Source organism: Bacillus sp. EKM202B, assembly GCF_011066025.1.
GTDB lineage: Bacteria > Bacillota > Bacilli > Bacillales > Bacillaceae_G > Bacillus_A > Bacillus_A toyonensis.
Window position 1 is genome coordinate 21,921 of sequence record NZ_JAAMNK010000024.1, and the last position, 11,840, is coordinate 33,760.

At 34.5% G+C, this 11,840-nt stretch carries 12 protein-coding genes; 3 read left to right on the forward strand and 9 right to left on the reverse strand.

Annotation, left to right across the window (positions count from 1 at the left end; all coding sequences use genetic code 11):
- The first annotated feature begins 47 nt into the window (after positions 1 to 47).
- A complete protein-coding gene (locus G9F74_RS22615) occupies positions 48 to 1,022 on the forward strand; it encodes an MBL fold metallo-hydrolase (RefSeq protein WP_016108307.1) in 975 nt (324 codons plus the stop codon).
- 335 nt (positions 1,023 to 1,357) lie between these two features.
- Here G9F74_RS22615 and G9F74_RS22620 read toward each other — a convergent pair whose 3' ends face one another.
- The 4 genes from G9F74_RS22620 to G9F74_RS22635 all read right to left on the reverse strand — a co-directional run bounded on the left by G9F74_RS22620 (position 1,358) and on the right by G9F74_RS22635 (position 3,918).
- Positions 1,358 to 2,200 carry a DegV family protein gene (locus tag G9F74_RS22620; protein WP_001169473.1) on the reverse strand — a complete coding sequence of 281 codons (843 nt, stop codon included), beginning with the start codon at positions 2,198 to 2,200 and terminating at the stop codon, positions 1,358 to 1,360.
- Between the two features lie 153 nt (positions 2,201 to 2,353).
- Complete coding sequence (locus G9F74_RS22625) at positions 2,354 to 2,605, reverse strand: DUF2535 family protein (protein WP_000629011.1); 252 nt, start codon at positions 2,603 to 2,605, stop codon at positions 2,354 to 2,356.
- Positions 2,606 to 2,946: 341 nt separating this feature from the next.
- Positions 2,947 to 3,690: a twin-arginine translocase subunit TatC gene (tatC, locus tag G9F74_RS22630; RefSeq protein ID WP_000390131.1), complete on the reverse strand. Its 744-nt coding sequence runs from the start codon at positions 3,688 to 3,690 to the stop codon at positions 2,947 to 2,949.
- A 42-nt stretch (positions 3,691 to 3,732) separates the two neighbouring features.
- On the reverse strand, positions 3,733 to 3,918 hold the full coding sequence (locus G9F74_RS22635; protein ID WP_000492443.1) for a twin-arginine translocase TatA/TatE family subunit: 186 nt from the start codon (positions 3,916 to 3,918) through the stop codon (positions 3,733 to 3,735).
- A 213-nt stretch (positions 3,919 to 4,131) separates the two neighbouring features.
- Here G9F74_RS22635 and trhA point away from each other — a divergent pair, with 213 nt between their 5' ends.
- A complete protein-coding gene (gene trhA, locus G9F74_RS22640) occupies positions 4,132 to 4,788 on the forward strand; it encodes a PAQR family membrane homeostasis protein TrhA (protein WP_000136879.1) in 657 nt (218 codons plus the stop codon).
- A gap of 41 nt (positions 4,789 to 4,829) precedes the next feature.
- On the opposite strand, the gene G9F74_RS22645 is transcribed toward trhA, so the two are convergent.
- The 5 genes from G9F74_RS22645 to G9F74_RS22665 all read right to left on the reverse strand — a co-directional run bounded on the left by G9F74_RS22645 (position 4,830) and on the right by G9F74_RS22665 (position 10,140).
- Positions 4,830 to 5,549: a lysophospholipid acyltransferase family protein gene (locus tag G9F74_RS22645; protein ID WP_000616571.1), complete on the reverse strand. Its 720-nt coding sequence runs from the start codon at positions 5,547 to 5,549 to the stop codon at positions 4,830 to 4,832.
- Positions 5,550 to 5,660: 111 nt separating this feature from the next.
- On the reverse strand, positions 5,661 to 6,296 hold the full coding sequence (locus G9F74_RS22650) for an FMN-dependent NADH-azoreductase (protein ID WP_000170037.1): 636 nt from the start codon (positions 6,294 to 6,296) through the stop codon (positions 5,661 to 5,663).
- Between the two features lie 236 nt (positions 6,297 to 6,532).
- Entirely contained in the window at positions 6,533 to 8,518 is a 1,986-nt protein-coding gene (pbpC, locus tag G9F74_RS22655; RefSeq protein ID WP_001227253.1) for a penicillin-binding protein 3, read from the reverse strand.
- Between the two features lie 157 nt (positions 8,519 to 8,675).
- Positions 8,676 to 9,164, reverse strand: a complete 489-nt coding sequence (locus tag G9F74_RS22660; protein WP_000637202.1) for a dihydrofolate reductase — start codon at positions 9,162 to 9,164, stop codon at positions 8,676 to 8,678.
- Between the two features lie 19 nt (positions 9,165 to 9,183).
- The gene (locus tag G9F74_RS22665; protein ID WP_016108306.1) at positions 9,184 to 10,140 is read right to left on the reverse strand and encodes a thymidylate synthase; all 957 of its coding nucleotides are present in this window, start codon (positions 10,138 to 10,140) and stop codon (positions 9,184 to 9,186) included.
- A gap of 199 nt (positions 10,141 to 10,339) precedes the next feature.
- On the opposite strand from G9F74_RS22665, the gene G9F74_RS22670 reads away from it, so the two are divergent.
- Positions 10,340 to 11,797 carry a serine hydrolase gene (locus tag G9F74_RS22670; protein ID WP_000034328.1) on the forward strand — a complete coding sequence of 486 codons (1,458 nt, stop codon included), beginning with the start codon at positions 10,340 to 10,342 and terminating at the stop codon, positions 11,795 to 11,797.
- Positions 11,798 to 11,840: the final 43 nt, after the last annotated feature.

An 11,840-nucleotide genomic window follows, 5' to 3' on the forward strand; every position in this document is an offset into this window, starting at 1 on the left:
CATTTCGGTACAATACAACTACAACGATTTTAAATGAGGTGATGTTCATGGCAAAGCGCTATGAAAATATGGATAATGTCAGTACAAAAAAATCAATTCGTTCTTTTTTAAGATGGCGTAAAGAACGAAAGCTGAACAAAAAAGACTTTTCTTTTTTAGTAGAACAATCACCTGTTAAACAAAATGCATTTTTGCAAAGCAATGTTGAAAAAACGACAGTCACATGGGTGGGCCATTCTACTTTTCTTATCCAAACGAATGGATTTAATATATTAACAGATCCAGTATGGGCAAATAAATTAAAGTTAGTTCCGAGGCTTACTGAACCAGGTCTTACTATACAAGAACTACCTAAAATTGATATAGTCCTTATTTCACACGGTCATTATGATCATTTAGATTTTTCAACTCTTCGTCAGTTAAATGATGATGTTCTATATCTTGTACCTATCGGATTAAAAAAATTATTTACTCGTAAGAAATTTACGCATGTAGAAGAATATAAATGGTGGGAAAGTACGACGATTAATGAAGTTTCTTTTCACTTCGTACCTGCTCAGCACTGGACGAGAAGATCCTTATTTGACATGAATACATCTCACTGGGGTGGATGGATTATTGATAATGAAACGACTTTGGAAACCATTTATTTTTGTGGCGACAGCGGCTATTTCCAGGGTTTCAAAGAGATTGGAAAGCGCTTTTTAATTGATATTGCTCTTATGCCAATTGGCGCTTATGAACCAGAATGGTTTATGAAAGTATCTCATGTTTCCCCTGAAGAAGCAGTGCAAGCTTATTTAGATTTAAACGCGACACATTTTATTCCAATGCATTACGGAGCTTTTGCACTTGCTGATGAAACACCTCGCGAGGCAATAACAAAACTTCGAAGTAATTGGAATTTACGTATGTTACCGTGGGAACAACTGCATGTACTCTTTTTAGGCCAAACTTTTACTTATAATAGCGACACAAATAAAAAACAAGTACAAGAAAAAATCGAAACTTTACAAGTGTAATGTAACTACTTATTTTCTATATCCATCATATAATATAGAAAATCATAAAGGGTGTTTTCTATGAATGAATATTTACAGACTCGCTACATCATTAGCGGGAGCGCCTGTATAGCCCTTCTCATTTCTTACTTTCTATTCACATAAAGTGAAACTTTAATCAGTGGTGGTTGTTCATCATCCCCACTGATTATTAGCCTTCACCAATCGGGCATTTACGGACCGTTGATCTCACACCTAACTTCTTTGCTTTCGCTGAATTTTGAGGTGAGGGTCTTACTGTCCGTTAATGCGGGATAAAAAAGCTACTTGAAATATATTTTCAAGTAGCTTTTTTATTACTCTGCTAAATACATAAATCCAATTGCACCCGGACCTGTATGAGTACTAATAATAGGCGTTGTATAGAAAATTTCTGATTGAGTAAATCCACTCACTTTTTCCACAGCTGCTTTCATACTTTCAGCTAAAGGAATTGCTTTTGCATGCGGAATCGCAACAGCTTTTACAAATTTTCCTGCTGTATCTTGCTCAAATAACTTAGCTAACGTTTTTACAATTTGGCCTTGACTGCGCACTTTCGTTACAGGGTTATAAACACCGTCTTCAAGGCTAGCAATTGGCTTTATATTAAGTAGCGAACCGATAAACGCTTTTCCTTTACCGATACGTCCACCCTTCACTAAGTTTTCTAATGTATCTACCACTACATATAAACGAGTATTCTTTCTCACTTCATCTACACGTTTTAAAATTTCTTCTAGTGAGCGTCCTTCATTTGCCATTTTTGCAGCTTCTATTACTTGATATGCTAAAGCATGTGTAATAAATTGTGAATCAACAACTGTTACTTTTGTATCAGTCATCGATGCAGCACTATTTGCAGTCGCAACAGTACCACTCATTCCACTTGTCATATGGATAGAAAGTACTTCACTTCCATCTTCACCTAGCTTGTCATACATTTCTACAAATGTACCCATAGCTGGTTGTGATGTTTTTGGTAGTTCCTCTGATTTAATCATTTCTTCAATAAACTCATCAGGTTGTAAATCAACGCGATCTAAATATGTTTGTCCATTTACAGAGATTGATAATGGTAGAACATGAATGTCATACTTCTCGATTACATCTTGTGATAAATCTGCCGTTGAATCTGTTACAATTTTAATTTTTTGCATACTATCCTTCTTCCCTTTCCAATACGCTCTCCTTGTTATTATACTAGCATTCCTAATGCTTTCAACAATTTCGAACGAAATTTCATCAAATTAATTATATTTTTATACCTAAAATAAAAAGACAGAGTATTCCTGACTCTGTCCTGCTCTAATTTATGCGTTTTTTTCAAGGGTATTTGTTTTATATACATTTAAATAATCATTCCACTTCAAACATTTTTGTAAATATTCACGGAAAGAATACGAAAATCTTGGGTGCTTTTGTTTTTGAATTTTTGCAATAAATAATTGAAGACGAGACTGAATTAGAAACGATAATGGATGCTGCGCCTGTAGGACAGGGATTTCGAATATTTTAATACAATCCCCTGTTGAATGAGTGAAATAAAAACTTTTCGTAATCACAATATCAATCCTCTTTTTCATTGGATTTTGAACTTCCTCTACTTTACGCTGTAACACGTTGTTTAAAGTGGAGACTCCTTTGAATACAAAAGTATCCTTAGATGATCCCTTTAGTCCTTATGGTTAGTAGATTTATTCTCTATTCATCTCCACCTAATCCATCCCCCGTCCTAATTATCACGTGAGACGGGAATCTCGTTATCCGTAAATTGCTTAATACATTCAGTATAAACTTATAAAGGTGCAAAGTTTGTCTAAATTTTGGAGATTCTATTATTTTTTTCTTCTTTATATTGTATACGTTTATAGCCATAGTATAACAAATAATTAAAAAAGTGCCTTTATAACGAGGCACTTTTCGACTGTATTTCTTCTTCCCTTTTCTTTTTTCGCTTACTAACAATCTTTGATAAGGCAATACTAATTTCATAAATACAAATAAGCGGTACCGCAACTAAACTATGAGATAAAAAATCTGGCGGTGATATACACGAGGCAATGATAATCAATGCTACGTAAGCATACCTTCTTATTTTTATTAGAAACTCCGCCGTAAGTATGCCAATACTCGTTAAAAACATTACCACTACAGGTAATTCAAAAATCACAGCAAATGGAACTGTTAAATTAAGTACAAAATGAAAATACTTTTCTGTCGTAAACATCGTATTAAACATTTCATTACCTATCGTAGTTAAAAAATGAAATAAAAACGGCATTACAATAAAATATCCAAAACTTAAACCTGCAATAAATAATATAGACAATACCGGTATATACATTACAGTCATCTTTTGTTCATTTGGATGTAAACCTGGTTTTACAAATAACCAAATTTGTATAGCAGCAAAAGGAATTGTACAAACGATAGCAAATACTGTAGCAATCGAGAAAAAAATCCACAATACATCACTTGGACCGAGAACAGTTAATTTCATTGGTAAATCTTTTACAAGCCAAAAATAAATATCCTTCGTAAAAGTAAATCCAATAATTAAAAATAATACAAAGGATAACACTGTATAAATTACTCGTTTTCGAAGCTCAACGATATGTTCTACTACACTCATTTCCCGATCTTCCATCTCGTTCACCACACTTTACTTATCCATTACGAGGAAAATCCATTACATTTTTTCTTTCTTTTCCTTCTCTTGAAATGCGTCATCAGTCAATTCTTTCGTTGATTTTTTGAATTCTTTTAACGTTTCCCCTAAAGCCTTTCCGATTTCCGGCAATTTTTTAGGCCCAAATAATATTAGTACAGCTACTAAGATTAAAATTAACCCTGGAAAGCCAATATTTGAAAACATTTCCCCATCCCCTTTATTAGTAGATTTCTTGTCCTACTATTGCATAATTTTATTTTGTCAAAAAAGTTTGAAAACGTCAACAAATCCATCGTCTTTTGTCAAAAAAATTCAAAAATATAATCAATTATACAAATTTCATTTTCTATTGCTCTTGTGTATGATATGGTAAGGGAAATGACATATTATTTTATGATAGTAGAAAGGATTTGCATTATGACTGAAAAAATGACACGAATGACACATTTTGTGAAAGAAGAAATTGCAAATGCAATAACACATGGTATCGGTGCCATTTTAAGCATCCCTGCCTTAATTATATTAATTATTCATGCGTCTAAACATGGTACTGCATCTGCTGTTGTTGCATTTACCGTTTATGGTGTAAGCATGTTCTTACTGTACTTGTTTTCAACGTTGCTACATAGCATTCACCATCCAAAAGTAGAAAAATTATTTACTATTTTAGATCACTCAGCCATCTATTTATTAATCGCTGGCACATATACTCCTTTTCTACTCATTACACTTCGTGGACCTTTAGGTTGGACGTTACTCGCAATTATATGGACACTTGCAATTGGCGGTATTGTCTTCAAAATTTTCTTTGTACGCCGTTTTATAAAAGCATCAACTTTATGTTACATCATTATGGGCTGGCTCATAATCGTTGCTATTAAACCACTTTACGAAAATCTAACTGGACATGGTTTTTCACTACTTTTAGCAGGTGGCATTTTATATTCAGTCGGGGCAATCTTCTTCCTTTGGGAAAAGCTACCTTTCAACCATGCCATTTGGCACCTCTTCGTTTTAGGCGGTAGTGCAATGATGTTCTTCTGTGTACTCTTTTACGTCTTACCTGCAGCGTAATAAAAAAGGTTTCAGCTTGATGAAAGCTGAAACCTTTTTTATTACTTATGTAATTGTGATGCGATAACATCCTGTGTATGCTTCGTTAATTCTTTAATATCCATATTCGCATACTCTTCAGGTGTAATCGGCTTAGAAATCGTTACTGTTGCATGAGCTCGTTTCATACGATTTCCATTCGCTTCAAACATTTTATATGTACCATCTAACGTTACAGGTAAGATTGCTACACCAGATTTTACTGCTAGGTGAAAACTACCAGCTTTAAACTCTCCAATTTCGCCACCCTTACTTCTCGTTCCTTCAGGGAAAATTACGATAGAATGTCCATTCTTTAATAGTTCAATTCCATCTTTAATCGCTTGAAGAGATTGACGACGATCATTACGAACCATAAATACACAATTCATAAGTTCCATCCAAGTTGGTACAACTGGAAACTTCTTAATCTCTGCCTTTGAAACGAATCCAATTGGTTTATTTAAGTAACCTAGTAAAACAGGAATATCCATATTACTTTGATGATTACTTACAACTAGTACCGGCTTGTCTTTCGGAACATTTTCAAGCCCTTTTACTTCTACTGCCCCACCAGCAACACGTACCATTTTTTTACCAAACCAATTTGTCGTTTTATACACAGCACTATCTTTTTCTTGCGGTGACATCGTATTTACTTGTTTTTTAAGACGCCACATTCTCGGTGTAATCGCAATTACAATTAAAATTAAATAAAAGATTTTAAAAAACGTTTGAATCATACAGAACCCCCACCTATTATCATTCCGACCTTCATTATACTAGACAAACGAAGGAAAAAGAAGAAAAAATGTCCAAACAACAAGTGTTTGGACATTTTTAAGTATTCTATATTAGAAACGTTTTGCTAATTCACGTGCGTTAGCAATTGCTGCTTCTTTAATTTCTTGTGCTTTTTCAGGATTAGCATTCATACCTTCAACTGCAATATATTCAGTTTCATTTACACCGATGAATCCTAATACTGTTTTCAAGTGATTACGACCGAAGTCTACAGCTGCGTATGCTCCTTCAGAATAAACGCCACCTGTTGCTTGAATGTGAAGTGCTTTTTTGCCTTCTAATAAGCCAACTGGACCATTTTCAGTATATTTGAATGTTTTACCTGCGATTGCTAAGTTATCTAAGTATGCTTTTACTACTGGTGGATAGCTAAAGTTCCACATTGGAGTTACGAATACATAACGATCTGCATGCATAAATGTTTCTAAGTTTGTGTTCATTGCTGCAACTTTTTGTTGTTGAACTTCTGTTAAAGTTTCAAAGCCTTCACCTGCTGCAAATTTACCCCAAGCAGCAAATACATCTGCATCAATTGCTGGTACAGTCGTATTGAATAAATCAACTGTTACAACTTCGTCTTGTGGATGCTCGTTTTTATAAGCTTCGATGAAAGCTTCTCCTACTGCCATTCCGAAAGAACCTTCTGCTGAATTTGGATTTGCTGTGATAAATAGTACTTTTGTCATTGTATTCTCTCCCTTTAATTTTATCTTTAATTTGAGATTTATAATTCGAAAGTAAATAACTTACCTTATGTAAGTATAATACAAAATCTCTCGCTTCATGTCAATAAAAAATAGCTACTTTTTTTTCGTAAGTTAATAAGTTGTTTTGTAATCTATAAATTATATATTTCCATTTAAAATGTTAACTAAATAAAAAACTACCTCCATATTTCATGGAGATAGTCCTTCATCAACCTTTATTTTTGAAAAATATGTTTCACTTTTTCAGCTGGAATGTTACTTCCACCTCTACCTTTTACATCTTCAATCATCATTGTAATGACCATATCAGGTGCATTTAAATCAAATGCAGCGAACCAGCCTAGTTCTTTTCCTTCGGCCTCTTTAGATACTTTTAATTCCGCTGTACCTGTTTTTCCAGCAAGGGTCATACCATCAATTTTAGCAATTTTCCCTGTACCATCCGGATCATTAATTACTTTAGTCATAGCAGTTTTTAATATATCCTGATTTCCTTTTGAAATGACATTTTCCTTCCAAGCTTTTGGTTGTTTATCTGTTTTAATGATATATGGTGACGGAATTGTTCCATCATTTACAATTGGCGCATATGTTAAAGCTAGATGAAGAGGAGTCATTAACACTTGTCCTTGACCATATCCTGTATCTGCCATTTGAATATCATTTTTAATACCATCATTTGCGATTTTAGAAGCTGGGAATCCATATTCAATTGGTAATTTCTCATCGAATCCGAATTTTTTCGCTTCACTCATAAATTTATCTTTTCCGATTTTCAAAGCTTCTTGTGCGAAGTAAATATTATCCGAATATTTCATTGCCTTATCCAAATCAATCGGATTTGCATCTTTCACACGTGTTACGTAATAATTGCCCCAAGAAGAATCTTTTGTCCATTTCAATCCTTCAATTTTCAATTCTTCTTTTGGATCAATCGTTTTCGTTTCAAGACCGATTGCAGCTGTAATTGGCTTAAATACAGAACCTGGTACCGATAATTGTGTAAATCGGTTCGTCATCGGTTTTTTCGGATCATTATTCCAAGCTTCACGTTGTGCTTTCGATGTTCCTCGTGCAATTAAATTAGGATCATATGCTGGACTACTTACGAGTGCAATTGTTTCTCCACTTTTCGGATTAATTGCCGCACTTGAACCAGCTTCGCCCTTCATTTCATTATACGTTTTTTCTTGAACAGCACTATCGATAGTTAAAGTTACATTTTCTCCATCAACAGCTTCTGTTTTTGCTAAATTTTTAATTTCTTTTCCTTGTGCATCTTCTACAAAGACACGGCCACCTTTTTTACCGCGTAGCTTTTCTTCCAATACTTGCTCTAATCCAGCTTTACCAACTGGCTCATCAGCTTGGTAGCCTTTCTTTTGTAGCGTTTTTAAATCTTCAGCATTTATCTTTCCGATATAACCAGTTAGATGAGCTGCCGCTTCCCCTAACGGATATGTACGAACATTTACAGGTTTTGTTGCAACACCAGGTAAATCAATATACGTATTTTGCGTTGCCCCTTCAGGTAAAATTCCAATTGGTACAAGATACCCTGGTTTTACCCATTTAGCAGTTAGTTTTTGATCAATTTCTTCTACAGACATATTTAACAACTTAGCTACTGCTTCTTTCGTTTGCGGAGCAGTTTCATCTAATTTTTCTGGAACGATTCCGATCTCAGAAGCTTTCCCATTCGTCGCAAGACCTTTTCCATTACGATCGTATATTTCACCACGTTTTGGCTCCGTCGTTTGCATACGCACTTTACTATCTTTTGTCATGCCAGGGAAAATGAAATCAGGTGTCCAATCTATTTTCCAAGATTCTTTATCTCCATCTTTTTCTTTCACCATTTTTGCTTCATGACCAAAAGTGATTTTACCACCAACTGTATCCATGCTTACTTTAAAAGGAACAGGGCCTTCATCTTTTTTATCTTCTTTTACTTCCCCTGTTTCTACCTTTAAGTCTTTCACTTCAATACCAGAATAAATTTTTTCATATTTCTCAGTAAACTCTTTCTTGGAAATATCTTTTTTTGCATTTTCTGATAATTGATCGTACATATCTGCAAATTTTTGTTTATTCCATGATTTCACATATGTATCAAACGCTTCTTGTGGTTTTTCTTCTTTACCACATCCAACTAACATGAATGTTAAGCAAAGAAAAAGAATCCCCCATATTTTTCTCAACTGATTCTCCTCCTCTTTCTATATTAATACTTTTGAAAATTTTAGCATTTTTCACATGCTACCTTTCATTATAGCACTATTGAATACCATCTATAAACTTACATTTATAAATACAAATAAAAAAAATTGATGCGAATACTCACATCAATTTTTATTATTATTGTTGTTTCTCGTATACATGGTAATAATACGTATACGGATTTTTTTCATCCGTTAAACCTTTTTCTACAAAAATCTCTTTCCAATTTGTCATATCCATTTCTGGGAAGAATGTGTCTCCTTCAAATGCGTGGTGGATTTTTGTTATATATAACTTGTCTACATACGGTAAAAAGAGATCATAAATTTGCGCTCCGCCAAAAATAAAAATCTCTTCTTCATTTTTACATAGTTCAAACACTTCTTCTACAGTATGAGCTACTTCGCAGCCTTCTACATGATACCCTTCATTACGAGTTACAATAATATTACGTCTTCCAGGCAATGGTCTACCAATTGCTTCATAGTTCTTTCTCCCCATAATAAGTGGGTGACCCATCGTTGTTTTCTTTACATACTGTAATTCACTCGGTAAACGCCAAGGTAAGTTATTATCTTTACCAATTACTCTATTCTCGTCCATTGCGACCATAAATGAAACAATCATCTTGTCATCTCCTCTACAATTACACTGCAACCGGTGCTTTAATCGCTGGGTGTGGATCATATCCTTCAATCGTTAAATCTTCCATCTCAAAATCAAACACAGATTTCACATCTGGATTTAATGTAAGTTTCGGGAACGGACGTGGTTCACGTGCCAATTGTTTTTCTACTTGTTCAAAATGATTCGTATAAATATGCGCATCTCCAATTGTATGAACAAATTCTCCTACTTCAAGACCACATTCATGTGCAATTAAATGTGTTAGTAGTGAATAACTTGCGATGTTAAATGGAATTCCAAGGAAGATGTCGCCACTTCTTTGATATAGCTGACAAGAAAGTTTTCCGTCCGCTACATAAAACTGGGATAGCGTATGACAAGGCGGTAATGCCATACTCGGTACGTCTTCAGGATTCCAAGCAGAAACGATTAAGCGACGTGAATCTGGCGTTTTTTTAATCATTTCAATTACATCTTTTAGTTGATCCAGTGTTTCACCAGCCGTCGTTTTCCAAGCACGCCATTGCTTGCCATATACGTCTCCTAAGTAGCCATATTTATTCGAAAAATCATCATCTTCTAAAACATTCTTTTTAAATAGGTCCATTTGCTCATCATATTGCACTTTAAATTCCTCATCTTGTTGTGAGCGAAGACCGAAATCTGTCATATCAGGCCCAGTATACTCGTCACTTTCTACCCAGCTCTTAAATGCCCATTCATTCCAAATGTTATTATTATGCTGCAATAAATAGCGAATGTTTGTATCACCTTTCATAAACCAAAGTAGTTCACTTGCTACAAGGCGAAATGGTACTCTCTTTGTGGTTAATAAAGGAAATCCTTTACTCAGATCAAAACGCATTTGATATCCAAATACAGATACAGTTCCTGTCCCTGTACGATCTTCTTTCTTCGTACCGTGCTCCATTACATGGCGGCATAAATTTAAGTATTCATATTCAGCATGTTTCATATGTAGAAAAACCTTCTTTCAATCTTATATGAAATTTATCATAACATGAAAAACAACAAATTTAATAATCTTGATAAATAAAAATTATTTTCAGTAATTCTTACAAAATTATTAACTTTCCATATTTAAAAAGGTTTTCATTTTCTATTACCGAAAGTATAGTGCGGTAGGACAAAATTTAAATTTGGAGGTTAGAATTATGTCTAAAATTGAAACTCCTGTTATGACTTCGTTACAAACTACGGTTGAAAAAATGATGAAGGATTTAAAAGTTCCTGGTGCTGCTGTAGCTGTTATAAAAGACGGTGAAGTTATTCTTTCAGAAGGTTTCGGCTATCGAAATATAGAAACAAAAGAGGCTGTTACACCGAGCACCCGGTTCGCAATCGGTTCCTCAACGAAAGCTTTTGGCACACTTTCATTAAGCTTGTTAGCACAGCAAAAAAAGTTTAATTGGGATACTCCTGTCCAGTCTTATATACCTAACTTCTCTTTATGTGAACTACTTGCTACCTCACAAGTTACAGGACGGGATTTAGCCTCTCACCGCACTGGAGTGAGTCGTCATGATGCTCTTTGGTACAGCTCTTCCTTATCTCGAAAAGATCTCGTTGAAAAAATAAAACATTTACCACTTGATGCACCGTTCCGAACAGCATTTTTATATAACAACTTAATGTATGCGACAATTAGCTGCATTGTTGAAAACATTACAAATCAAACGTGGGAGCAATACGCTACAGAACATATTTTAGAACCTTTAAATATGAGGCATACAAACTTCTCTGTTACAGATTCACAAATTACAGAGGATTATGCTTTACCTTACATTGAAAAAGACGGTGAAATAAAAGAAGTTCCATTCCGTAACATCGATACAGTTGGCGCTGCTGGGTGTATTAATTCTACAATTGAAGATATGGTAAATTGGGTACTTCTTCACTTAAACAAAGGAAAGTTTGGAGATCATGAATTAATCTCCTCTGAATTATTACAACAAATGTATACACCACACAATTCAATTCCAGATCAACCAGTTCTATCACTCCCTGAATCTCCATTAAATAGTTACGGCCTCGGTTGGTTTATTAGCGCTTATCGTGGTAACAAAGTGATTCATCATGGCGGTAATATTGATGGATTTTCGGCACTTGTTTCATTCATGCCAAAAGAAAATGTAGGTCTTGTCATTTTAACGAATGCTGGAGGCACATTACTTCCTACTTATCTTGCTAACCAAATTTATGACGAGCTACTTGAATTAGAAGGCATCGATTGGCATAAACGTGCTGTAGAAGATACTGAAAAAATGAAGGAAATGATGAAAGAAGCAACTGAATCCCTTCCTGAGCAAATTAAAGGGACTACACCTTCTCACAAATTAGAGGATTATACTGGTACTTTCGAACATCCTGCATACGGAACATTACAAGTATACAAGCGAGATGATTCATTATTTGTGCAATTCATGGAAATGGACATTCAATTAACACATCATCATTACGACGTCTTCTCTGCAAAAGTTGACTTATTCCGAATGAAAATGAGTTTATTATTCGCTTATGAAATGAGTGTGAGTGGTGAATTTCCATCCCTTCAGTTACATGTGCCAGCTACGTTAAGTACTCAGTCGCTTATATTTAAGAAAATTAAATAAGTATTTTGATGGTAAAAAATAAAGATAGGTGCGAATTACACCT

What these genes read in the sequence shown, in the direction of transcription:
- G9F74_RS22670 (WP_000034328.1), top strand. Translation starts at nt 10,340, where the DNA reads ATGTCTAAAATTGAAACTCCTGTTATGACTTCGTTACAAACTACGGTT.
- G9F74_RS22635 (WP_000492443.1), bottom strand. Translation starts at nt 3,918, where the DNA reads ATGTTTTCAAATATTGGCTTTCCAGGGTTAATTTTAATCTTAGTAGCT.
- tatC (WP_000390131.1), bottom strand. Translation starts at nt 3,690, where the DNA reads ATGGAAGATCGGGAAATGAGTGTAGTAGAACATATCGTTGAGCTTCGA.
- G9F74_RS22615 (WP_016108307.1), top strand. Translation starts at nt 48, where the DNA reads ATGGCAAAGCGCTATGAAAATATGGATAATGTCAGTACAAAAAAATCA.
- G9F74_RS22645 (WP_000616571.1), bottom strand. Translation starts at nt 5,549, where the DNA reads ATGATTCAAACGTTTTTTAAAATCTTTTATTTAATTTTAATTGTAATT.
- trhA (WP_000136879.1), top strand. Translation starts at nt 4,132, where the DNA reads ATGACTGAAAAAATGACACGAATGACACATTTTGTGAAAGAAGAAATT.
- G9F74_RS22665 (WP_016108306.1), bottom strand. Translation starts at nt 10,140, where the DNA reads ATGAAACATGCTGAATATGAATACTTAAATTTATGCCGCCATGTAATG.
- G9F74_RS22660 (WP_000637202.1), bottom strand. Translation starts at nt 9,164, where the DNA reads ATGATTGTTTCATTTATGGTCGCAATGGACGAGAATAGAGTAATTGGT.
- G9F74_RS22650 (WP_000170037.1), bottom strand. Translation starts at nt 6,296, where the DNA reads ATGACAAAAGTACTATTTATCACAGCAAATCCAAATTCAGCAGAAGGT.
- G9F74_RS22620 (WP_001169473.1), bottom strand. Translation starts at nt 2,200, where the DNA reads ATGCAAAAAATTAAAATTGTAACAGATTCAACGGCAGATTTATCACAA.